Genomic DNA, 23,431 nt, shown 5'->3' on the forward strand with positions numbered 1-23,431 from the left:
ATCGCTTCTTAAAAGTTTGGTCGCTTCTAAGATACGCTACAACTCTACTTTTTAATCAAGCTATATCCCCTTCTTATATCCGTTGCAACAAAGTCGTTTCAGACTATGAAGCAGGAGCAAAGGGAGTGGTGGCAGCTGCAGCAAATAAAAAAAACCGGACAGAAACGGCATCACATGCGTGCCGACCTCTGCCCGGTCTTGTTCTGTTCAGCTGCCTGTCTGTTACTCAATCAGTTTATAGCCCAGGCTGAAAATTACCTGCTGGTTGTTCAGTTTCAGGCTGGTGTTGGCAGAACCGGAAGTGTGGTCGTAGTCGCGGATGATGCGCTCATAGCGGGCATCGAGGGTAAACCTGGCAATATCCAGCCCAATACCCGCCTGCAGCCCCCAATCCGATTTATTTAAGGCGTCTTTTACATCATCTCCTTCCTGGCGGGCATTTAGTACCATCGAAGCGACAGGCCCCGCATTCACCCGCACCACCTCCAGGAAATTATAGCCAAGCATAATAGGTACATCCAGTCGCGTGAGCCGGAATTTTTCTTCTAAGGTGCTGCCACCCGAATCGTATGTAAATTTGCCACCCGAAGAAACAAGCAATGCCTCCGGCTGCAACATGATGCCCATAAACTGGAGCCTGGTAAAAAGACCGGCATGATACCCGTTTATATTCTCCGGATCCCGGTACATCATCGGGTTACTTCTTGCCTCCTTTATATCTAATTTGGCAGAGCTCATCCCTCCCTTTACGCCCACGGTAAAAGATTGCGCCTGTGCCGCCACAGCAACAGCAAGCACTGCAAGAACTGATAAAATTGCTTTTTTCATTCGTATGATTAGAGTTAGATTTGATGTTTTGCCACAAGAGCAGAAACAAAGTTAAACATAGCCCCTGATAATTTTCAAAATTCAGGAACAGGTTTATGTCATAACGTTGATATATTGAAAAGTATCATACTTCAGCCTGGCTTTTTCTGCGTCCATACCCGTATCTTTGTTTTATGCGCCTTCGTTCGAAACCTGTACTCTGCAACTACTACGTTACCTACCGCTGTAATGCCAGGTGCTCGTTCTGCGATATCTGGGAGAAGCCTTCGCCTTATATCAAAGTAGAAGATGTGAAGCAGAACCTGCTGGACCTGAAACGGCTGGGGGTGGAGGTAATCGATTTTACCGGAGGCGAACCGCTGCTGCACCGCGAGATAGACGTGTTCCTGCGCATGGCGCACGAGATGGGCTTCATCACCACCCTCACCACCAACGGCCTGCTCTACCCCAAACTGGCCGGGCGCCTGAAAGGGCACGTGGATATGCTGCACTTCTCCCTCGACTCCTCCTCCAGAGAAGAACACGACACGGGACGCGGCGTGGCCTGCTTCGATTTTGTGATGGAGTCGATACAGGTGGCGAAGAAATTAGGCGAGCGGCCCGATATCCTGTTCACGGTGTTCAAGCACAACCTGCACCAGCTGGAGGAGGTGTACCGGCAGATTTGCCTGCCCAACAAGCTCATGCTCATCATTAATCCGGCGTTTGAGTACAACGATGTGGCTACCGGCGAGCAGCTGTCGGCGGAGGAACTGCAGTATTTGTCCGATTTTGCAAAGCAGAAGCTGGTGTACCTGAACGAGGGGTTCGTGCAGCTGCGCCTGGATGGCGGCAACCACACAGCAGCACCTGTGTGTAAAGCCGCCAGCACCACGCTGGTTATCTCTCCTGAAAACAAGCTGGTGCTCCCCTGCTACCACTTGGGCACCGACAGCTTCCTGATAGAAGGCAACCTGTACGAACTCTACACCTCCAAAGCAGTAGAGGCCCTGAAGCAACAGGAAGGCCGGCTGCCCGGCTGCGAGGGCTGCACCATCAACTGCTACATGCAGCCCAGTTTTGCCGTGGAGGTGAACAAATACTTCTGGAAGGCATTGCCCAGCACGCTCAAGTACAACCTGCACAAAGGCACCTGGAAACGGCTGGTGAAGCTGTAGCGGCTATGGTGACAGCAGCAGAAAACTATTTCTCCCCGGTTTAACTGGCAAAGGAGGGAAAAAACAGCACCTGCCGCTACTCATGCTTCAACCTGAACCAATCGAAAACAGCTGTTGCTGCGGCAGGGCCTTTTGCGGTAAGCCCTACGCGCACGCCCCGGTCCCACGGGGGCAGGTAAGCAGCATCTACGGCATTGCCTCCATTCAGCTCGTTCCATTGCGTGCCGTCGGTGCTCCAGGCAAAGCGCATTTTGTCGCCATCGTTTGCGGTCAGCCGTAGCTGAATGGTTCCTGCTTCAGGAGCAGGAGTTTGGTCGATTGTGCTCATGGTGCCGCCTTTTACCTGCCACACCACCACTTCCTTGTCGCGTATGGCTACTCCTACTGCATTATCGGGATCGCCAATGGCTGCCAGTCCGGCTGTGGTGCCTTTCGGCAGCGAAGCTACGTCGATGGCAGTGGTGGCAGCATAATCTCCAGTTTTGGTACGCCGGGCAATGGCTGTTCCTATTTTTTCAGGCGAAGCGGTAAGCGCCAGCTGCCCGTTTTGCCCGGTACGGATAGTGTATTCTGGTTTCTGCTCCACCGACCATTGCCACTCCTGCCCCAACGTGCCCGAGGTAAATTCCTCGTCTGTATCCAGGTTTGCTCCGGCACTTGTACCCGGTGCTCTACCGGTGGTGCCGGGCGACCTGTTCTCGAAGTATGGCCAGTTGGTACTGCTGTCCCATTTTACTTCATCGAGCAGGCCCTGCCGCCCTACGTACACAAAGTCGTCGTTGTGATAGGCATGGTAGAGGAAGTAGTCGCGGCCCTGCTCATCTGTTACCAGAGTGCCGTGGCCCGGGCATCGCCAGGTGTCGTTCTTCTGCATGATCGGGTTATCGGGGTGCTTTTCCCAGGGGCCTCTGAGGCTTTTGGCCCGTGCTACGCCCACGCCATACGTACAGCCGCGGCCGCAGCAGGCATCGCCGGCATAAAAGGTGTAGAAGTAGTTGCCGCGACGAACAAGGGCAGGTCCTTCTACCAGGCCACCCTCCCAGGTGTTGGGGTTGTTGCGGAAGAGTTCGAACTTCTCGCCTGTAAGTGCAGTCCGGGCCTCGTTCATGCGCTGCGCCCAGAGGGGGGTTGGCAGTTGCCGGCTGTTTCCGTCTTCCTTCCAGACCAGGTATAAGTCGCCTTTTTCATCCCGTATCTCGAACCCGTCAATAGAGCCTACCTCCTGGCACACCAGCGGACCGTGGTCGGTATAGGGGCCGGTAGCGCTTGTGGCACTAGCCACTCCCACACACAGGTTACCTCCTTTTTTCTTGGCCGTGTAGTAGATGTAGTATTTGCCTTTCTCATAGGCTATCTCCGGCGCCCAGAAATGCGCCTCGGCCCAGGCAGGCAGGTTCTCCGGGAACACATGGCCTACGGTTTCCCAGTTCACCAGGTCGGTGGAGTGCAGGATCGGGAACAGGGGCGCCCACTCCGACGAGGTGGCGGTGGCCCAGTAGTCGCTGCCAACGCGCACGACCGAAGGGTCGGCGTAATCGCCGGGCAGAACAGGATTACCGGTGTAGGCCTGTTCCTGTGTGGTTTCCTCATTTTCCAACTGCTGCGCCTGTTCCTTTTCCGATGAAGAGGTGCAGCCTGTCCAGAAGAGAACGGCAAGCATAAAAAGCGTGTGTAGATTTTTGTAGTACCTCATAGCGGTTTGATTTTAGAATACCATTACTTCATCTTTACCAGTTCCGGATTGTACAGCTTGTCATGTACCTGCCTAAGCTTCTGCGGTGGAATTTTGATTACTTTCCGGTCGTAGGTAATAAGGCCGTTGGTTTCTATTTCCACGTCGGTTGTTTGGGTGTAAACGGCTGCCGATAATCCGCGCCGGATAAGGTTTTCCAGCCTATCGATAAAGGATGTATACTTCTGAAACAGCTCATCTGCCGTTTTAAAGCTCTGGTAGCCCCAGTTGTCTTTCTGCTGCCAGGTATGGCCTTCTACCGGTAAGCCCAGGCCGCCAAACTCGCCCAGCACCAGTACCTGTTTCGCACCAAAAAGATCGGCCCGCGGCATGGCCGGGTCCGGGTAATTATGCAGGTCGATGATGTGGCCTACCAGATGAAAGTTGCCGCCGCTGGCGCTGTTCACCAGCCGCGAGGTGTCGCGCTGCATGGTCAGGTTGGTCATCTCAACGGTTTTAAACTGCCCCCAGGCTTCGTTGAACGGCACCCACACCACAATGCTCGGGAAGTTGTGCAGGGCATCCATGATGGCAGCCCATTCGGTTTTGTATATTTTTTCGGATGCGGGTGTGCGTTCCATATCGCCTCCCCGGCCCTCTATGCCCGGGTTGTTTTCCCAAAACTGGCCCCAGTCGCCGTTGGGCATGTCCTGCCAGACCAGCATGCCCATCTTATCGCAGTGGTAGTACCAGCGGGCAGGCTCCACTTTTACGTGTTTGCGAATCATGTTAAAGCCCATCTCCTTTGTTTTTTCGATATCGAACTTCAGCGCTTCTTCGGTTGGCGCAGTGTACAGGCCATCGGGCCACCAGCCCTGGTCCAGGGGGCCGTACTGGAAGAGGAATTTATTGTTGAGCAGCATACGCTGCACACCGGAGGCATCTGGTTCCATACTGATCTTGCGCATGGCAAAATAGCTTTTCACTTCGTCCACCACCTTCCCGTTCCGCACCACGGATACCCGCAGGTCATACAGATGCGGGTTGTCCGGCGACCATAGCTTTGGGTTGTTTACCGGCAGCACAGCTGCTGTTCCTCCTTTTACCTCCTGCTCGGCCAGCTTCTTCTTCCCTTCCCAGGCCGACACCCGCAGCAGGTCGCCTGGCCGCAGGTTCTCTACCTGGGCTGCTACAGTTACTGTCTGCGCATCTACAGAAGGTGTCTGGCGGGTGGTGGCAATGTAGGTATCGGGCACAGGCTCCAGCCACACCGTTTGCCAGATGCCGGTAACAGGCGTGTACCAGATGGCTTCCGGCTTTTTTACCTGCTTGCCCCTTGGCTGCGGGCCTTCGTCTGTCGGGTCCCATACCCGCACGGTTATTTCCTGCTTCGCACCGGAACGTAGCAGCGGCGTGATATCAAAAAAGAAGGGGTCGTAGCCACCCTCATGGGTGCCGGCGCTTTTGCCGTTTACAAATACCTCGCACTGCCAGTCTACTGCGCCAAAATGCAACAGCAGCTTTTGCTTCCGCAGCTTTGCCGGCACGTCTGCCTGGCGCTTATACCACAGCACCTTTTCTGCTCCCACCATTTTTCCTACACCCGACAACGCCGACTCCACCGGGTAAGGCACCAGGATTTTTCCCTGGAAAGAAGCTGGCTGGGTCTGCTGCTGTGCCTTTGGCTGTATGGCGTACTCCCACAAGCCGTTCAGGTTCTGCCAGTTTTCGCGCACCAGCTGCGGTCGGGGGTACTCCGGCAAAGGGTTGGCAGGATTTACTTTCGCAGCCCAGGGTGTTGTTATTTTACCTGTTACGATACCCCAGTCAGAGGACTGCGCACCGGCATGCTGAAACTGCACCAGCCACAGGAACAGGATGGGGAGTAGGGTTTTCTTCATCGTGTATTTGCTTTGATTCTATCATTTTTCCGGTTAAAATCGGCTATAAACTTTGCTGCAGCAGCCACCACAGTCTCTGCTGCTGTAACCTTGAAGCAGGGGCACCCGTGCAGGCATCTTTTTGCTTCCGGTTGGGGTTAGCCGGTTATGGAAGTTACGTACCTTGTTTCAGAATGCCTGGCTTCCTGAGATAAAACAAATGCTATTTCACCTCCCCGGAGGGGCGTGCCATAACTGTGGCTGTCGATACTGGCTCCCCGAAGTTGGGCGTGCCATCTGCATTCCAGGTAAATTTCTGAATCCGTGGACTTCTCATATCGCTGCACCCCCTTCCGGAAAGCGAATTTGCATGGTAAATAATCCAGTCTTCGGTGCCATCCGGCGATTTAAAGAAACTGTTATGGCCCGGGCCATACACCCTGTTGGCCTCACTTTTAGAGAAAACAGGTGTTTCGTGTTTCGTCCAGTCTGCCGGGTTTAACGGATTGCCTCCTTCTTTTAAAGTAAGCATGCCCAGGGCATAGTCATCGGTCCAGCAGCCGCTGGCGGAGTAGACAAGAAAAACCCGCCCATCGCTGTTTTTTAATAGCTGAGGTCCCTCATTCACCAACCCGTTTCGCTCCCAGCTATAAACCGGTTCCGACAGCATCACGCGTTCGCCCTCCAGTGTCCAGGGGTTGAGCATCTTAGCAATATAAATCTGCTGAATGCCCGGATCATTATTACCACGCCACCCGGACCAGACAAAATAATATTGCCCGTTATACTCCAGCACAGAACCATCTATTGCCCATTTATCGGTTGTATCGGCAATTTTGCCTTTAAATGTCCACTCACCGGTGGTAGGATCTGCCGCTGGGTTCTCGAGCACATACATGCGGTGGTTTACATCGTTTCCGTTATCGGCAGCAAAATAGATGTACCATTTCCCGTTAATAAAGTGAAGCTCCGGCGCCCACAGGTTCCGGGAGTAGGGTTGTGCGGGAGGGGGTGTCCAGACTGTGATAAGCGGATGATTTCTTAGCTGAGATACGGCTTTTGTTTTGGCAAGCCCGATGCGGTTGCCCAAGGTATGGGTGTAATAATAGAAGCTGTCTTTCTGCACCACCCAGGGATCAGGCCCACTGGGGAGCAGGGGATTGGTAAAGGTGTTTTCGTCTGCCTTCGGCGGTTGGCTTTGGTCCGTTTCATTATCTTTTTTACAGCCTGCACTGCTAAGCAGCAGCCAGATAAAAGCATAAACTACAGTTGAGTATATGTTCATAAGCCATCATTGCACTATATATTAGTTACTGCACCTGCCACCACAGCCTCTGCTCCACCTACTTTTACAATTTACCTTGCAGGAAGAGCACAAGCCGGAGAAAAAAATACTTCCATAAAATAGCAGGGTTCTGACATGCCTGTTGCAGACTTGTCAGAACCCTGTACAGCAGAAGCCGCTAATAGTTAGGGTTCTGGTCTAAATTCGGATTAATATCAACATCTACCTGCGGAAGTGGCAGCAACCTGTGGCGGCCCAGCACAAAGGTGCTGAATGCCGGATCGCGTTGTATCAGTTCGTTCAGCTTCGCCTGGCTTTCGAAGTAGCCCCAACGGTCCAGATCGTTCCAGCGATGCCCTTCGCCTGCCAGTTCGGTTACCCGCTCATGCTCGATCTGCGCCTGGAACTGCTCCTTGGTTAATGTTGGCAAAAGGGGCGCCAGCCCTGCACGCTGCCTTACCCGGTTTACGTACTGATATGCTTCGGCGGTCCTGTTCAGGTTATTCAGCACCTCTGCATACATCAGCAGCACATCAGAATAGCGAATGAAGCGGTAATTGTTGGGCGAACGGAAACCCTCGGCGTTACGACCGTCGGCATCGTTCGAGAACTTTCTGAACCAGGCTCTCTGGTTGTTCGCGCCATACCGGTCGGCAAAACTTCGGCCATAGATGATCGAAAATTCGGCGCCCCGTTCATCCATTTCGTTGAAGAAGATAGAAGCGGCAAGGCGTGGATCTCTTTGGCCTGTAACGGTCCTTTCTTCCAAAAACTCGTTAATAACCCACCGGTGTACTTCGGCATCAGAAAAGCCCACGTTGGCCGGTCCGATAAACTGCGGAAGCGGCGAACCATAATTCTGGTTTGGCGTCTGCACGTCGTTATCTGTAAACTCTGATGGGTTTTCGGCAAACTGCCATTCAAAAACAGACTCCCTGTTATTTTCAGTGGTGCTTAAAAAGTTATCCCGGTAATTAGGCATTAGGTCATAGATGTTTTTGCCCTCTCCCTCAACAAGCCATTGCAACGGGTCGAGCGCTGCCTGCCAGTTTCGCTGCTGCATATATACTTTTGCCAGGAGGGCATTGGCGGCGCCTTTTGTTGCACGGCCAATGTTATTACCTGTGTAGCTAGTTGGCAAAACTTCGGCAGCTTCGCTAAGATCCTTGGCTGCCTGAGCCCATATCTGCTCCCGGGTTGCATTCGAAGGCAAATCAGTTGTTTTTGAGGGCTCCAGGATAAGCGGCACATTGCCATAGAGGCTGGCCAGGTTATAATAGAAGAACCCTCTCAGAAACTTAGCTTCGCCAATCAGGCGGGCCTTTAAATTCTCATCCATCTCTATGCCAGGCACGTTTGCCAGCACCTGGTTAGCCCGGAAAATACCAATGTAATTATCGCCATATATCCAGTTTGTTTCACCAAAGTTGTAGTTGGTGATCAGGAACTTATCCATGTTGTTCTGGATATCCAGCCTGGGACTGGTGCTAAAGGCTTCGTCGGAGCGCACTACATAGTAAAACCACATCCAGAGCACGAGCGGCCCCCGGTGCAGGGTACTGTAAATAGCATTCACGCCTAGCTGGGCATCATTTGCATTCTGCCAGAAAAGGTCGGTGGTTGGTGCATTTGGATTAGGAACATCCAGGTCCTGGCAACTGCTGACAAAGAAGCTGGCTGCCATAAATAAACATATAATCTTTTTCATAATGGAGTTCTTCTTTTAACAAAATTAAAACCCGAAATTCAAACCTACAGAATACACCCGGCTGGCTGGCCAGTTACCGGCATCCATACCTCTTTCCAGTATACCAGCGCCGGTTACATCCGGATCAAGGCCACTGTATCCGCTAAAAGTCAGCAGGTTCTGACCGCTGACAAAAATGCGGGCGTTGTTTGTGTGCAGGCGGCTCAGGAAAGACTCGGGCAGGTTATACCCCAGCTCAATGTTACGAAACCGTACATACGAGGCGCTTTCCAGCCAGCGGTCGCTGGCGAACTGGTTGTTAAAAATAACGCCCAGCTCCGTGTTACGGGCTAACCGCGGATCATCGGTGTTGGTGTTATCCGGGGTCCAGGGGCTGATGTCGCTGCGGAAGTTGGTGTTTACATAAGAATCCAGAATTCTTCGCACATCATTAAAAACAGTCTGCCCGAATACGCCTACCAGCTGCAGGTTCAGGTTAAAGCCTCCATATGCAGCATTAAACTGCAGGCCGCTTTGTAGCTTAGGCCATGGCGAGCCTTTAAACACTCTGTCTTCGTCATTGATCTGTCCGTCATTATTGTGGTCCACGAAACGGATGTCGCCGGGCTTAGAGAAAGGCTGTATGACTACCCCGTCCGGATTGGTGTGGTTGAGCACTTCCTGCTCGCTCTGAAAGATTCCATCCGTTTCCAGCACAAACCACTCGCCTATGCCACGGCCAATCTGCGACCTGGTGGCTCCTACCTGCAGATAATCGATGCCTTCACCCAGGTTACCTAGTGCTTCAACTTTATTCTTGATGGTGGTGAAGTTACCTGATATGTCCCATTTGAAATCATTTTCCTGGCTTCGGTAAGTAGCCGAGAATTCTACCCCACGGTTACTGATAGAAGCAGCATTCACGAATGGGTTTCCTAATAAGTTACCCGAATAGAAAGGCAGTGGCAGTTGCACCAGTACATCTTCGGATAGAGAGTGGTAGTATTCTGCCGTAACCAGAACCTTGTTATTCAAGAATGATCCGTCCAGGCCGATATTTTTGGATGTTCTGGTTTCCCATTTGATATCAGGGTTTACCAGTCTTGCCTGGTAAGCTCCAACAAAAATATTCTGGTCGGCTCCGAAAACAACTCTCGGGTTGTTGTTGATCACGCCTAAATAATCCCAGGAGCCGACAGTAGCAATGCCTAACTGGCCATAAGAAGCCCGCAGCTTCAGGTCCGACACCCACTCAGCATTAAAAAAGCCTTCTTCACTAATTCTCCAGCCAAGTGCTATCGAAGGGAAAAAGCCATTACGGTTGTCAGCCCCAAACCTGGAATCCTGGTCGTAACGCCCGGTAAGCGTAATCAGATACTTGTCGTTATAGGTATAGTTCAAACGGCCAAGCGTACCGTTTAGCCGGTAGTTTTCTATCTCCCCTCCTTCAGAGGTCTGATCACCGATAGCAGAACCAATAGTGGTAAGGTACTGTCCGCCAAACTGCTGCAATTCGTTACGTCGCCCCTCTAAAATATCTCTGCTGGTGCGTTGCTGGGTATAACCAACCACACCATTGATGTTGTGGTTACCAAAGGTTTTATCAAAGTTTAATGTATGCTCAAACAGCAGACTTTTGAACATTTGCCTGTTCTGGTAAATATGGCTTGGCTCAAAGGCCTGTGCCAGCACCCAATTGCCTAGTGTGCGCACGTTCTGGTGCTGGTCAAAGCTTGCATCCAAACCCGCATTAAATCGGTACTTCAGCCAGTCAAACAGCTCTACATCAACAAAAGCATTTCCAACCACCCGGGAGTATTTGTGGGTTGTATTAAACAACTTGGTCATGGCCAGGTAGTTCCATGAGAAGTTTGGCGCTGTTATCGGGTCGCCAAGCCCCCAGCCCCCCGGGTTGTTAGCAGCAGGATCTACCAAACTCGGGTGCTGCACAGGAATAACAGGCAGCAACTGCGGCATATCGTAAAACGGATTAACCAGCAGCGGCCTTTCTTCCCATGAATGCGACAGCACCATGTTTTCGCCAAAGGTAACTCTGCCTTTCTTACCCTGCGTGTTTACACGCAAACTGGCTCTATCCCAGGTGTTTCCCACCACAACGCCATCGTTTGTAAAGTAAGAGCCTGAGATAAGGTAATTGCCACTCTCCGAACCTCCGGACAGCGACACGTTGTAATCAGACAATGTCCCGATCTGCGTCATCTCATCCTGCCAGTCGGTATCGGTAACGGTCCAGTGCCTTACGCTGTTTGGGCCTGTTGCAGGTGGAGGTGTAAGCGACACGCTGGCGGGTGGCGTAGCGCCGGAGTTTTCGTACTGGCGCCGCTGCGTAGCTGCGAATTCTTCAGAGTTCATCACATCCCAGAGCTTGGGAATCTGCTGGAAACCATATTTTACAGAGACATCTACTTTGGCAGGTCCTTCTTTTCCGCGCTTGGTGGTAATAATGATAACACCATTACCAGCCCTCGAACCGTAGATAGCCGCGGCAGAGGCATCCTTCAAAATCTGGATAGATTCGATGTTATCTGTCGGAATGGTGGTGTTTGCATCTGCAATCATCCCATCGATCACATACAGGGGATTGGTGCTCGAAAAACTGGCAACCCCCCGTATGTCTACAGCAGGGTTCGCTCCCGGACGGCCTGTATTCCGCACCGTTACACCCGGCGCCAACCCCTGGATAGATTCAGCAACCGAGTTGGCTGTTACCCTGTCTGCCTGTTCAGGACTAACAACAGAAGCTGCTCCGGTCAAGTCCTCTTTCCGGATGGTCTGGTAACCGATAACCACCACTTCGCCAAGCGCTTTTGCATCTGTTGCCATCTGCACATTAATAACAGACCTGTTATTAACCGGCACTTCCTGTGTCTGATAACCGACATAAGAAAAAACCAATGTTGGGTTTGTTGTACCATCAGGAATATTTAACGAAAAATTGCCGTCAATATCTGTAACTGTCCCGACACTGGTTCCTTTTACAGTTACAGTTACACCTGGTAATCCCGTCTGGTTCTCACCTGTCACCCTTCCCGAAACAGGAACAGGAGCTTTCACATCCTTCCGAAGCACCTCTTCTATCCGCGGAAGTTTATCCTCTGCAGCTGTTGCAGCCGAGAAGCATAGCAGGTGCACCATAAGCAAAGGAACAATCCTTCTTACTACACCTGACAAGAAGCTTGGTAAATTGTTTTTCATAGATTTTAATTTGTGTTGAAATGTGAAGGTTAAAAGCCTTGGTAAACCTTGGTAAACATTGTATCTGTCCTGACACCCACAATACCAGGAACACCAGTACAACCTGGCAGGATATTTTTTTCTACTCTTCCATAAGCTTATCCTATTTTAGATTTTGTATAAAAACAGCTACCCCATTTTTCAAAAAACAGCAATCAGCAGGAGCTTCCATTAACTTCTGATAAAAGCTACAGCCCCAACACAAGCAGATGTTAGCAATATTAAAAGCTCAAACTGCTTTTAAATAGACGTACCATTTACACTTAATAAATCATTCGCAACTATGTGCTTTCAAGAATCAAATTATTCCAATTCAGCATAGTCGATCAACACCAAGCTTCGTTTAACTTACACTATCCTGGCAGCACCAATTTTTAGTAAAAAGAAAAGAATATTTAAAATTTTAACTTCCCCGTTAAGCTAACCGAAAAGCTAGCTATCTTAACGTGTAATACAATAACAGGTTTATATTTAGCCACAAAACAGGAACCATCCGGGCACAATACGAGTTGAACAAATGTTAATTCAACATTTTTAATCAAAAAGCTTGCAAAACAGGGAAAAGACATTTAATTTCATTTTAAACGTAAAAGCAACACTTAAATAGCAAATCCGCAAGAAATAACCTTAAGCAGTAAATCAATGAGCTTTAAACAAAGTATTGTTCATACCAAACGCAGGTTTGCATCGCTGTTCTTTCTCGCAGTAGCAGCCATAGGAATAATGTCCTGTGAAAAAGAGAGCGAAACAGATACCGGCACCAATACCCCTCCTGCAACAGAGAAGCCTTATAACCTTGATCTGTTAACAGATACTTACCCAAGCCTTGCCCCCATCAGTAATATTTCCCGGTGGGGCCCTTATAATACACACGATCCGTCCATCATAAAGGCAGGCGACTATTTCTACAGCTACAGTACCGATGCGGCTTACGGCACAGCAGTACAACCAGGTATCCAGGTCAGAAGATCGAACGATCTGATCGAATGGAAATTTGTTGGCTTTGCTTTAAACGGATTACCTGCAATGGGTTCCAATTATATCAAAGGACAGGGGGCCACTCCCAACAATTCTCTGTGGGCACCTTATGTCCTGAAAGTCGGGAACGAATACAGGCTCTATTATTCACTCGCCTCCAGCGGTTTTCGGGTAAGCGCAATAGGGTTGTTAACCGCTGCCTCGCCAGAGGGCCCCTGGACAGAGCGGGGATTAGCCGTTACAAGCGTAACCAGTGGCCCGGGCACAAATGCCATAGACCCGTCGGTAGTCGTAACGCCTTCCGGAGAGCATTGGATGCATTATGGCTCTGCATGGGATGGTTTGTTTGTGGTTCAGCTTGACCCTGCCACCGGTCTGGCCAAAACACCTGGCGATAAAGGCAAACGGATTGTGAGAAGAGGCAGCACAGGTGGCATGTACAATGGCAACCTGGAAGGACCGGAAATCATCTACAATAGCGAAAGAGGCATGTATTACCTGTTTGTGTCCTATGATTGGCTGGAAACAAAATATAACGTCCGGGTATACCGCTCCACCAGCCCCGATGGTCCCTTCCTGGACTGGAACGGTGTGAATGCAGATAACGCCGCCGATAACGGCCCTATGATCTTATCGCCTTACAACTTTATCGGGCATGGTGGCTGGCAGGGCGTTTCGCACCCTTCTGTTTTTAAAGACAAAGACCAGTATTATATCGCACACCAGGGCCGACCCGGCGTTGACAAATACTTTATGGTAATGCATGTGCGCAAAATTTTCTGGACCCCGGACGGCTGGCCAATGGTTTCTCCGGAGCGCTATGCCGATGTAGAGCAGACTCCTGTTGCAACGGCAGACCTTGCAGGCGAATACGAACAGATTGTGCACGGTTATGTAACGGTACCAGGCTATGCGAATGAACAGACCAACCCTAATTTTAACAGCGCCTTTACGACCACGCTTAATGCCAACGGCACAATTAATAACGATCCCAACAACACCTGGACTTATAATGCCCCCTGGCTGGAATTACGGTGGGGAGGCGGCACATTCGTAGATAAACTCCATGTATCCAGAGGACGGGACTGGGAAAATAAAATTCAATCTACTATTGTGATGACAGGCTTCAATGGAGGAGGCACTGCTATCTGGCTTAAAAAGAAAACAAAATAACAGGACACACTTCCGGTTTACGTCAAGCTATCGAAACACCTGAGTTTTATACATAACTTAAAGAACGACAAAGCAATATGAAGCATAAAACGCTTTCGCTTACTGCGCTGGCAGTAAGCTTTCTTTTCGCAATAAGTGCTGATGCCCAATCCTCTAAAACCTTTACCGTAAACACCAACGAGGTAAAAGCAGAAGTACAGCCCACCATGTGGGGCATCTTTTTCGAAGACATTAACTTTGGCGCCGACGGCGGCCTGTATGCCGAGCTGGTAAAAAACCGCTCCTTCGAGTTCGACACGCCCATGATGGGCTGGAAAGTGCAGAAGGCAGCGGGCGCCGAAGGCACTGCGCTCGTGCACAACCGCAGCCAAGTGAACCCTGCCAACCCGCGTTACCTCCGCCTGCAGGCCAAAAACGAAGCCGGCCAGTTTGGCCTCACCAACGAAGGCTTCCGCGGCATGGGCATCAAAAAAGGAAACCAGTACGACTTCTCGGTACTCGCCCGCCAAAATGAAGGCAACACTTCGCTGGTAGTTGAACTGGTGAGCTCTACCGGAGAGAAGCTTGGCTCCGCCACCGTTACCCCCTCCGGCAAGGAGTGGAAAAAGTATACAGCCACTCTCACCGCTTCCGCTACAGAGCCTAAAGCACAGCTGAATATCTGGGCCAAAGGCAAAGGTTCGGTAGACATGGACATGATTTCCCTCTTCCCGAAAGACACCTGGAAAAACCGCCCAGGCGGCCTGCGTGCCGACATGGTGCAGCTGCTGGCCGACCTGGAGCCGGGCTTCCTCCGCTTCCCCGGTGGCTGTATTGTGGAAGGACGTACCCTGGACGAGCGCTTTCAGTGGAAAAAAACGGTCGGCAAGCCGGAAGAACGCGAGCTGATTGTTAACCGCTGGAATACCGAATTCAAGCACCGTCCTACCCCGGACTATTACCAGTCGTTTGGGCTGGGTTTTTACGAGTACTTTCAACTGGCCGAAGACATCGGTGCAGAACCGCTACCTATCCTCAACAGCGGCATGGCCTGCCAGTTCAACACCGGCGAACTGGTGCCCCTCGACCAGCTGGACCCGTACATACAGGATGCCCTGGACCTGATAGAATTTGCCAACGGCGCCCCCACTACCAAATGGGGCAAAGTGCGCGCCGACATGGGACACCCGGCTCCGTTTAACATGAAATACCTGGGAGTGGGCAACGAGCAGTGGGGCGAGCAGTACATCGAGCGCTACAAGCTTTTCGAAAAAGCTCTTACCGCCAAGCACCCCGAGATAAAGCTTATCACGACCACCGGTCCTTTCCCTGAGGGAGAAGAGTTCGACTACCTCAACAACACGCTGCGCGCCATGAAAGACAACCGCGTAGACATTATCGACGAGCACTACTACCGCGCGCCCGAATGGTTCCTGCAAAATGCCACCCGCTACGACAGCTACGACCGCAAAGGGCCTAAAATTTTTGCCGGTGAATATGCCGCTCAGACCAAAGCCATCGCCAGCCCCGACAACAAGAACACCTGGAAGGCAGCCCTCTCCGAAGCCGCTTTTATGACCGGCCTGGAACGTAACGCCGATGTGGTAGTCATGACTTCGTATGCCCCCCTGTTCGCACACGCCGAAGGCTGGCAGTGGACCCCTGACATGATTTGGGTAGACAACCTGCGGGCCTATGGCACGCCGAACTACTACGTGCAGAAGCTTTTCTCTACAAACAAAGGCACACACGTAGTGCCGGTGCAGCACGAGGGCAAACCGGTAACCGGGCAGGATGGCTACTACGCCTCCGCCACCATCGACAAAAAGACAAATGAGCTGATTCTGAAAGTGGTGAATGCATCGGACAAACCGCAGGAAGGTGAGTTTGTGGTGGAAGGTGTGAAAAAGCTGCAGTCCAAAGGCACGGTAACCGAACTTACCAGCCAGCAGCCAGATCAGGTCAACTCGTTCGAGAATCCCAAAGCTGTCAGCCCGGTGCAGCGCCAGTTGCAGGTGAAGGGTAAGAAAGTGAAACTGCAGATGAAGCCGCAGTCGGTGAACATCGTCCGAGTGAAAATGTCCTGATTCGCAGAACGCTAAAAACCGGAAGGTCGGGTAACAGAACAGTTACCCGGCCTTTCTCAAATTTTATACCTTTAAAGTGAGCCTGTACCTGTTGGTTAGCAACAATAGAATGAAAAACACAATCTATCTGCTCATAGTTCTGATAGTTACTTTCGGTTGTAGTCCAGATAAGATTGAGCCTGCGTATGATTCAATTGAGCTTGCGTATAGTAGTGGCGGGACAGGTGCTTTCAGCCTAACCATTGACTCAAGTAATGTTGTTAGGAAATGTGAATATAAAATAATCAGTGAAATAGAATCTACTGAATGTTATTATGGCACTTTAAGTCAAAACTCAATAGATTCATTAAATTATTTTGTAAATAAACTGAAGGAAGCCAAACCTGATACTTTGTATGATAGCATGTGTCAGGACTGTAGTTGGTATATTATAAAAGTGAGTGAAGGAGGAACAACTATGAAGTCCGAAGTAGTAGGAGACAATCACAAGAACTTAATAGATAGTTTAGCTAATTTTATCATCAAACGCTCAAGAAGTATGCAAAACAGAGTTGATTCGACTTATACATTTAAATTAACTTCAAGGCTTGTTCCTAAGCTTCCTCCGCGTATTGAGAAATAAAAACTACTATTGCAAACCCAGCACATAAACCAGGCTCAGCTATGTTTCGCTTGCTTTATGTACCAGTCCGAAATACATCAGCGGGAGTGGTGGCAGGTGCAGAAGACTAAAACTGACACATCTGGCTTTCAGCCGCGTTTTAAACTTAAAAATAATCTGAACATGCATTTAAAGTTAAGAAATCTGATGCTGCTCTGTTTGCTTTTCCTGGCAGGAATAGCGGTGCAGGCGCAGGAAACCAGGCAAAACATCATGGTACACGACCCGGTGATGACCAAACAGGGCGATACCTATTACCTCTTCAGCACCGGGCACGGCATCAGCGTTTGGTCGTCTAAAGACATGAAGAACTGGAAGCCGGAAAAACCGGTGTTCGAAACAGCGCCTGCCTGGGCCGTGGAGGCGGTACCCACTTTTAGAAACCACATCTGGGCGCCCGACATCAGCTACCACGACGGCAAGTACTACCTCTACTATTCCGTTTCGGCTTTCGGGAAAAACACCTCGGCCATTGGCGTTGCCACCAACCCTACGCTCGACCCGTCGGACCCGAACTTTAAATGGACCGACCATGGCAAAGTGGTGCAGTCGTACCCCGGCAAGACGAACTGGAACGCCATTGACCCCAATATCATCACCGACAAAAAGGGAAATGCTTACATGACTTTCGGTTCCTTCTGGGGAGGTTTGCAACTGGCGAAGCTTTCCAAAGACAGGTTAAGCCTTGCCCAGAGCCCGGAAGAATTCATCACCATTGCCAGCCAGAAAAAAGACCCGAACGCGCCCAATCCACCTTCCATCGACAACAACCCGGTAGATGCCGGCGGCAATGCCATCGAGGCGCCCTTCATCTTTAAGAAAGGAAACTACTACTACCTCTTCGCCTCCACCGACTACTGCTGCAAAGGCGTGAACAGTTCCTATAAAATGATTGTAGGCCGCGCCAAAGACCTGACAGGCCCCTACCTCGACAAAGAAGGCGCACGCCTGGACCGCGCAGGCGGCACACTGCTGCTGGAGGGCAATGAAGACTGGCATGGCGTCGGTCATAATGCCGTCTACACCTTCGATGGCAAAGACTACATCATCTTCCATGGCTACGACGCGAATGCCGACGGAAAACCAAAGCTGCGCATCGAGGAGCTGAAATGGACTGACAAAGGCTGGCCAGAGATAATGGTAAAAGAATAAAACCTCTCCTGCCGCCACCGCAACAGGAGAGGCTGTGGTGGCTAGTGCAGACAATCCAAAAACAAGGTCCAAGGCCGCTCTTGCTGATAAAAACGCAGCATGGGCGGCTTTTTTATATGTGAAGCTGTTTTGCTGCCCCCGCCTCCATTGCCTTTGCTCGTTAGGCATGTCAAAAAGTTCTGCTGCACCTGCCTCCACAGCCTCTGCTGCCAACCTAAAGCAGAAGCATGGTAGTCAGCTACCACCCTCCTGCACCTGATAAATTTCCGGCAGCACATCAAGCTGAATTTTTCGTTATATTTGGAATAGATAACAACGCTACTGTTCAACGATGGGACTGCCAAAACACGAACACCTGCCGCACTACACCTACGACGACTACAAAGTATGGGAAGGCCACTGGGAACTGATCAACGGTATCCCCTATGCCATGACGCCTGCACCCTCTGTTTATCACCAGGAGATTAATGGCAACCTGTATGCTGAACTCCGACAAGCGCTGCATCCCTGCAGGCATTGTAAAGTGTTGTTGCCCGTCGACTGGAGAATTACGGAAGATACGATTGTGCAGCCGGATCTCTCTGTACTATGCAACAGTACAGACACAGGCGCCTTTATCACACAAGTGCCCGCTGTTGTGTTTGAAATTCTTTCACCCGCTACTGCCAATAAAGACAGAACTATTAAATTTGAGCTGTACGAAAGCCAGGGCGTTGAGTATTATGTCATCATCAATCCGCAGCAGAAAACGGCAGAGGTTTTCCGGCTTTTCGAAGGCCGCTACAAAAAGGTGAAAGAAACCACAACCGACGCAGTAGCTTTCAGCCTGACAGAAGCAGCTGGTTGTAACTTTACGGTAGACTTTAGCCAAATCTGGTAAGGAAGAACTAAAATAAGCTGCCTGTATTTCCGTTACAACACATACACGTACTCCATCGTACCTTAAACTCTTAAACCAACACAAACACGTATGCCCGTAATTCGTCCTGTAAGAGGCAAAAAGCCCCAGATGGGCCACAACTGCTTTATCGCTGAAAATGCCACCTTAGTCGGAGACATCATCCTGGGAGATGAATGCTCTGTCTGGTTCAACGCCGTAATCCGTGGCGACGTGAACAGCATCCGGGTGGGGCACAAAACCAATATTCAGGATGCCGTTGTGATCCACTGTACCTACGAACGCGCTGCTACCACTATCGGCAACAACGTAACCATCGGGCATAAGGCAATTGTGCATGGCTGCACTTTGGAAGACAATGTGCTGATCGGGATGGGCGCCATTGTGATGGACAATGCTGTCGTTCAGAAAAACTGCATCGTAGCGGCAGGCGCCATCGTGCTGGAAAATACAGTATGCGAGTCGGGTTATATTTACGCCGGTATTCCGGCCCGGAAGGTAAAGCAGCTGAGCGAGGCACAGATCGCCAACATCGACAGGCTGGCCAATAACTATGTGATGTACAGCAGCTGGTTCCCGACCCTGTAAGGCTTTATGTGGCGCTTCGCAGGTGTTATGATATCGCTTCGCGTTCTTCCTCACGCACCTTAAACAGCACCGACTCTACCTTCCGTTCCGATTTTTCCAGCACCTTGACTTCATATTGGTTAAAGGTAGCCATATCGTTTATGTCTTCGGGAATCTGGCCATAGATCATGTTTATCAGGCCGCCCACGGTTTCGTAATCTTCCCCTTCGGGCAGCGGGTAAGGCAGGTAGTCGTTGGCATCCAGGATAGAGGCTGAAGCATTTACTTTGTATTCAAAGTCGTTGATGCGCTCCACGATAGGCACTTCCTCATCGTACTCGTCCTGTATCTCGCCCACCAGCTCTTCGATAATATCTTCCAGGGTCACAATACCCGACACGCCGCCAAACTCGTCGGTAGCAATGGCCATGTGCAGGTGGCGCTTCTGGAACTGCTTGAGCAGGCGGTTTATCTTTTTCGTTTCAGGTACAAAGTAAGCCGGGCGTATCAGCTTTTCCAGCACGATCGGTTCCCCCAGCCTTATCAGGCTCAGGATGTCTTTCACATTCAGCACGCCCACGATGTTGTCGATAGAACCTTTGTACACCGGCAACCGGGAGTAGCCTTCGTTAAAGATCACCTCCATCAGCTCGTCCTCCGGCACGTTGATATCTACAGCCACCATCTTGGTCCGGGGCACCAGGATCTGCTTCACCATGCGCTCGTTAAACTGAAACACATTCTCGATCAGCTCGTGCTGCGAATCCTGTATCACACCACCCTCGGCACTCTGCTCGAACAGCAGGCGCAGTTCCTCTGCCGTGTGCACCTCGGCCCCGTGCAGCGGCCTGATGCCAATCGAGCGCAGAATAAAATTGGAGAGGCCATTCAGCAGCCAGATAAACGGGCTGAAGATGATGTAGAAAAAGCGCAACGGAGCTGCCACGGCCAGGGTAGTAGACTCGGAACGCTGTATGGCCAGCGACTTAGGGGCCAGTTCGCCAAATACAATGTGGAGCACCGTAATCAGGGCAAAGGCAAAAGGCAAGGCAATTTTATGAGCCAATTCCTCGCTTCCCTGAAACCCGAAAGCTTCCATGATGTTAATGATAATCTGTGAAACCACGCTCTCTCCTATCCAACCCAAACCAAGCGAAGCCAAGGTAATACCCAGCTGCGTGGCAGAAAGATATGCATCCAGGTGCCCAATCATGTTATGCGCCAGTTTCGCCATAGTATGACCTGCCTGTGCCTTTAATTCTATCTGGGAAGAGCGAACCTTTACAAAGGCAAATTCAGCGGCAACAAAAAAACCGTTCAGGGCAACCAGGAAGATTGTTATGAATATATCGAGGATCATAGATGTGGTTCAACTGTACAGGGCACCGGTAAAGCTGTAAAATTAAATAAAATACGTGCTTTTGCTAAAAGTGAATGCATTGATACGGCCAAAATGTTATCAGAAGGCCCCTGGCGTGGCATACAAACAAGTTTTATTTTCTAAATGAAGATGTTTTTGAGGCTAAACGAAATAAAAAAGGCGCCCACATTTCAGAACTACCATCATCCGGTAACATCGCTTCAACAGGCGAAGCGTGTGTCTTTGCCTCAATTTTCGTACTTTTGCGTCAAGCCGGAAGACAGCATGAAAACCCGCTGTCTTCATCTGAAGTTGCAAACGCTGCTCCACACCAGCAGCACAATTGACTAAGATTCCCATTCATGAACAGATCCGACATATTGAGCCGATTGCTGGCTCCCCTCTTACTGCTGCTGGTAACCTTTGCGGCACAGGCCCAGATTCTGAAACCCGCCACCTGGAGCTACGACGTCTCCAAAAAACAAGTAGCAGTGGGCGAGGAAGTGGAGCTGATCTTTAACGCCCGCATTATCAAAGACTGGTACCTCTACTCCTCCGACTTCGACCCGGACCTGGGGCCAATCGTGACCGAGTTTAAATTCGCGAAGCACCCTTCCTACGAACTGGTGGGCAAGCTCAGGCCTGTAAACCCGAAGAAAAAGTACGACGACCTGTGGGGCGGCGAATACACCTACTTTACCGGCACGGGCCAGTTCCGGCAGAAGATAAAAGTGCTGCAACCCGACCTGCTAGTGAAAGGCACTTACGAGTACCAGGTCTGCAGCGACATCGACGGCAAGTGCATCAACTTCGACGATGAGTTTACCTTCACCAACAAGCAGATACAGGTTACGGCAGCGGCTCCGGCAAAAAAAAATGACACTGCACCTGCCACCACACCCACTGCTCCAGCTACAGGCCCTGCAAAAGCAGCCACCGGAACAGAGAAGGCCACAGAACCAGCTGCACCTGCCACCACTCCTGCTGAACCTAGAACAGCACCACAAGACACCACAGCCGCGGCCTCTCTGGATTCCGTTACGCAGACTGCCGTAGCACCTACCGTTGAAACACCGGCAACTCCTGTTCCAGCGGTTAACCAGCTGCAAGAGGAGCGTTCGGAAGGACTCTGGGCGTTTTTTTTTGTAGCCTTTATCTTCGGCCTGGGTGCGCTGCTGACGCCTTGCGTTTTCCCGATGATCCCTATGACGGTGAGCTTTTTTACAGGCAGCAGCAGTAACCGGGGACAGGCTATCTTTAAAGCACTGTTGTATGGAGTTTCTATTATTGCCATTTACACGCTTGTAGGTACCGTGGTTGCCAAATTGTTTGGAGCTGAGGGTGCTAATTTTATCAGTACCCACTGGCTGCCGAACCTGCTCTTCTTTGCCGTGTTCATCATTTTCGCCATTTCCTTTTTCGGGCTGTTCGAGATTACGCTGCCCAGTTCGTTCCTGACCAAAGTAGACGCACAGGCCGACAGAGGAGGCTTGATTGGGGTATTCTTCATGGCGTTTACGCTGGTACTGGTTTCGTTTTCCTGCACGGGTCCCATTGTTGGCAGCATCCTCGTAGCCTCGGCCGGAGGCGAAACCCTGCGCCCGATTGTGGGGATGTTTGGTTTTTCGCTGGCTTTTGCCCTGCCATTTACCATGTTTGCCATTTTCCCGTCGTGGCTGAGCAGCCTGCCCAGGTCCGGTGGCTGGCTGAATTCCGTGAAGGTGGTGCTGGGTTTTATTGAACTGGCCTTGGCGCTCAAGTTCCTGAGCATCGCCGACCAGGTATACCACTGGGGCATACTGGACCGCGAAATCTACCTGGCACTCTGGATCGTGATTTTTACGTTGATGGGTTTTTACCTGCTGGGCAAGCTCCGCTTCTCCCACGACTCCGATTTGCCGTACATCAGCGTGCCCCGGTTGTTCTTAGCCATTGCCACCTTTGCTTTTGTGGTGTATTTGATTCCTGGATTATTTGGAGCGCCGCTCAAAGCGCTGGCCGGCTACCTGCCCCCGCAGACTACCCACGATTTCGATTTAACCACCATCATCCGCCAGAACAGAGGCAGCAGTACACCAACGGCAGCAGCCAACGAGCTGTGCGAGCAGCCGAAGTATGACGATTTCCTGTCGTTGCCCCACGGGCTGCAGGGTTATTTCGACCTGGAGCAAGCCAAGAAATGTGCCGCAGCACAAGGTAAACCTATCTTCATCGACTTTACAGGCCACGGCTGCGTGAACTGCCGCGAAATGGAAGCCCGCGTATGGTCAGACCCGGAGGTACTGCGCCGCCTGCAGGAAAACTATGTGATTGCAGCCCTGTACGTAGACGATAAAACCGAACTGCCGCAGGAGGAATGGTACACCAGCAGCTACGACAACAAAGAGAAGAAAACGCTCGGAAAAAAATACGCAGACTACCAAATCTCCAAATTCAACGTAAACGCGCAGCCCTACTACGTACTGATGGACGAGAACGAGAACGTGCTGGTAAAGCCTATCGCCTACGACCTGGACCCACAGCACTTCGTTGACTTCCTGGATGCAGGAGTAGCGGCGTATAAGGCACGACAGCAGTAATTTATCTGAATTTGGATTCATCAGATTCAGGGATTAACAGGATTATTTTGTCTGAATCAGGATTAAGCAGATTTATGGATTAACAGGATTTTGTATTAGTAATGTACTGCCGCAAGTTTAGCATCAGCGTAACTTGTGGTAGTGTGTATATGGCAAGCTTTCAGCTTGCGAAAGTCAACAGGAGAAGGTACACAAGCTGAAAGCTTGTCTGATGAAAAAAGCCACAAGGTACG

The 23,431-nt window shown here is 50.8% G+C and carries 15 protein-coding genes; 8 read left to right on the top strand and 7 right to left on the bottom strand.

Annotated elements, in window-relative coordinates; genetic code table 11:
- Nucleotides 1-222 precede the first annotated feature (222 nt).
- On the bottom strand, nucleotides 223-828 hold the full coding sequence (locus DCW36_RS12490; RefSeq protein ID WP_114782686.1) for a porin family protein: 606 nt from the start codon (nucleotides 826-828) through the stop codon (nucleotides 223-225).
- 173 nt (nucleotides 829-1,001) lie between these two features.
- On the opposite strand from DCW36_RS12490, the gene DCW36_RS12495 reads away from it, so the two are divergent.
- Nucleotides 1,002-1,985 (top strand): radical SAM protein, encoded by a 984-nt coding sequence (locus DCW36_RS12495; RefSeq protein ID WP_114782687.1) that lies wholly within the window; start codon nucleotides 1,002-1,004, stop codon nucleotides 1,983-1,985.
- 76 nt (nucleotides 1,986-2,061) lie between these two features.
- Here DCW36_RS12495 and DCW36_RS12500 read toward each other — a convergent pair whose 3' ends face one another.
- The 5 genes from DCW36_RS12500 to DCW36_RS12520 all read right to left on the bottom strand — a co-directional run bounded on the left by DCW36_RS12500 (nucleotide 2,062) and on the right by DCW36_RS12520 (nucleotide 11,725).
- A complete protein-coding gene (locus DCW36_RS12500; RefSeq protein WP_240676160.1) occupies nucleotides 2,062-3,678 on the bottom strand; it encodes a family 43 glycosylhydrolase in 1,617 nt (538 codons plus the stop codon).
- A gap of 23 nt (nucleotides 3,679-3,701) precedes the next feature.
- The gene (locus DCW36_RS12505; protein ID WP_114782688.1) at nucleotides 3,702-5,558 is read right to left on the bottom strand and encodes a glycoside hydrolase family 2 protein; all 1,857 of its coding nucleotides are present in this window, start codon (nucleotides 5,556-5,558) and stop codon (nucleotides 3,702-3,704) included.
- Nucleotides 5,559-5,760: 202 nt separating this feature from the next.
- Nucleotides 5,761-6,822 carry a glycoside hydrolase family 43 protein gene (locus tag DCW36_RS12510; protein ID WP_114782689.1) on the bottom strand — a complete coding sequence of 354 codons (1,062 nt, stop codon included), beginning with the start codon at nucleotides 6,820-6,822 and terminating at the stop codon, nucleotides 5,761-5,763.
- A 178-nt stretch (nucleotides 6,823-7,000) separates the two neighbouring features.
- Nucleotides 7,001-8,530, bottom strand: a complete 1,530-nt coding sequence (locus DCW36_RS12515) for a RagB/SusD family nutrient uptake outer membrane protein (protein WP_170312515.1) — start codon at nucleotides 8,528-8,530, stop codon at nucleotides 7,001-7,003.
- Nucleotides 8,531-8,554: 24 nt separating this feature from the next.
- On the bottom strand, nucleotides 8,555-11,725 hold the full coding sequence (locus DCW36_RS12520) for a SusC/RagA family TonB-linked outer membrane protein (RefSeq protein WP_114782691.1): 3,171 nt from the start codon (nucleotides 11,723-11,725) through the stop codon (nucleotides 8,555-8,557).
- A gap of 681 nt (nucleotides 11,726-12,406) precedes the next feature.
- On the opposite strand from DCW36_RS12520, the gene DCW36_RS12525 reads away from it, so the two are divergent.
- The 6 genes from DCW36_RS12525 to DCW36_RS12550 all read left to right on the top strand — a co-directional run bounded on the left by DCW36_RS12525 (nucleotide 12,407) and on the right by DCW36_RS12550 (nucleotide 19,280).
- A complete protein-coding gene (locus DCW36_RS12525) occupies nucleotides 12,407-13,915 on the top strand; it encodes an arabinan endo-1,5-alpha-L-arabinosidase (RefSeq protein WP_114782692.1) in 1,509 nt (502 codons plus the stop codon).
- Nucleotides 13,916-13,992: 77 nt separating this feature from the next.
- On the top strand, nucleotides 13,993-15,981 hold the full coding sequence (locus DCW36_RS12530; protein ID WP_114782693.1) for an alpha-L-arabinofuranosidase C-terminal domain-containing protein: 1,989 nt from the start codon (nucleotides 13,993-13,995) through the stop codon (nucleotides 15,979-15,981).
- Nucleotides 15,982-16,090: 109 nt separating this feature from the next.
- On the top strand, nucleotides 16,091-16,603 hold the full coding sequence (locus DCW36_RS12535) for a hypothetical protein (protein ID WP_125185417.1): 513 nt from the start codon (nucleotides 16,091-16,093) through the stop codon (nucleotides 16,601-16,603).
- Nucleotides 16,604-16,765: 162 nt separating this feature from the next.
- On the top strand, nucleotides 16,766-17,794 hold the full coding sequence (locus tag DCW36_RS12540; RefSeq protein ID WP_240676161.1) for an arabinan endo-1,5-alpha-L-arabinosidase: 1,029 nt from the start codon (nucleotides 16,766-16,768) through the stop codon (nucleotides 17,792-17,794).
- Nucleotides 17,795-18,125: 331 nt separating this feature from the next.
- Nucleotides 18,126-18,674, top strand: coding sequence for a Uma2 family endonuclease (locus DCW36_RS12545; protein ID WP_205702927.1), 549 nt, complete (start codon nucleotides 18,126-18,128; stop codon nucleotides 18,672-18,674).
- Between the two features lie 90 nt (nucleotides 18,675-18,764).
- Nucleotides 18,765-19,280, top strand: coding sequence for a gamma carbonic anhydrase family protein (locus DCW36_RS12550; RefSeq protein ID WP_114782694.1), 516 nt, complete (start codon nucleotides 18,765-18,767; stop codon nucleotides 19,278-19,280).
- Nucleotides 19,281-19,305: 25 nt separating this feature from the next.
- Here the strand turns inward: DCW36_RS12550 and DCW36_RS12555 are convergent, their stop codons facing one another.
- Nucleotides 19,306-20,619: a hemolysin family protein gene (locus DCW36_RS12555; RefSeq protein ID WP_114782695.1), complete on the bottom strand. Its 1,314-nt coding sequence runs from the start codon at nucleotides 20,617-20,619 to the stop codon at nucleotides 19,306-19,308.
- Between the two features lie 362 nt (nucleotides 20,620-20,981).
- Here DCW36_RS12555 and DCW36_RS12560 point away from each other — a divergent pair, with 362 nt between their 5' ends.
- Nucleotides 20,982-23,198, top strand: coding sequence for a protein-disulfide reductase DsbD family protein (locus DCW36_RS12560; RefSeq protein ID WP_114782697.1), 2,217 nt, complete (start codon nucleotides 20,982-20,984; stop codon nucleotides 23,196-23,198).
- The last annotated feature ends 233 nt before the right edge of the window (nucleotides 23,199-23,431 follow it).

It is taken from the genome of Botryobacter ruber (assembly GCF_003347595.2).
Taxonomy (GTDB): domain Bacteria; phylum Bacteroidota; class Bacteroidia; order Cytophagales; family Hymenobacteraceae; genus Pontibacter; species Pontibacter ruber_A.

Coding starts and splice junctions, on each gene's coding strand:
- DCW36_RS12530 (WP_114782693.1), top strand. CDS start 13,993: ATGAAGCATAAAACGCTTTCGCTTACTGCGCTGGCAGTAAGCTTTCTT.
- DCW36_RS12555 (WP_114782695.1), bottom strand. CDS start 20,619: ATGATCCTCGATATATTCATAACAATCTTCCTGGTTGCCCTGAACGGT.
- DCW36_RS12550 (WP_114782694.1), top strand. CDS start 18,765: ATGCCCGTAATTCGTCCTGTAAGAGGCAAAAAGCCCCAGATGGGCCAC.
- DCW36_RS12560 (WP_114782697.1), top strand. CDS start 20,982: ATGAACAGATCCGACATATTGAGCCGATTGCTGGCTCCCCTCTTACTG.
- DCW36_RS12535 (WP_125185417.1), top strand. CDS start 16,091: ATGAAAAACACAATCTATCTGCTCATAGTTCTGATAGTTACTTTCGGT.
- DCW36_RS12505 (WP_114782688.1), bottom strand. CDS start 5,558: ATGAAGAAAACCCTACTCCCCATCCTGTTCCTGTGGCTGGTGCAGTTT.
- DCW36_RS12515 (WP_170312515.1), bottom strand. CDS start 8,530: ATGAAAAAGATTATATGTTTATTTATGGCAGCCAGCTTCTTTGTCAGC.
- DCW36_RS12500 (WP_240676160.1), bottom strand. CDS start 3,678: ATGAGGTACTACAAAAATCTACACACGCTTTTTATGCTTGCCGTTCTC.
- DCW36_RS12510 (WP_114782689.1), bottom strand. CDS start 6,822: ATGAACATATACTCAACTGTAGTTTATGCTTTTATCTGGCTGCTGCTT.
- DCW36_RS12540 (WP_240676161.1), top strand. CDS start 16,766: ATGCATTTAAAGTTAAGAAATCTGATGCTGCTCTGTTTGCTTTTCCTG.
- DCW36_RS12495 (WP_114782687.1), top strand. CDS start 1,002: ATGCGCCTTCGTTCGAAACCTGTACTCTGCAACTACTACGTTACCTAC.
- DCW36_RS12520 (WP_114782691.1), bottom strand. CDS start 11,725: ATGAAAAACAATTTACCAAGCTTCTTGTCAGGTGTAGTAAGAAGGATT.
- DCW36_RS12525 (WP_114782692.1), top strand. CDS start 12,407: ATGAGCTTTAAACAAAGTATTGTTCATACCAAACGCAGGTTTGCATCG.
- DCW36_RS12545 (WP_205702927.1), top strand. CDS start 18,126: ATGGGACTGCCAAAACACGAACACCTGCCGCACTACACCTACGACGAC.
- DCW36_RS12490 (WP_114782686.1), bottom strand. CDS start 828: ATGAAAAAAGCAATTTTATCAGTTCTTGCAGTGCTTGCTGTTGCTGTG.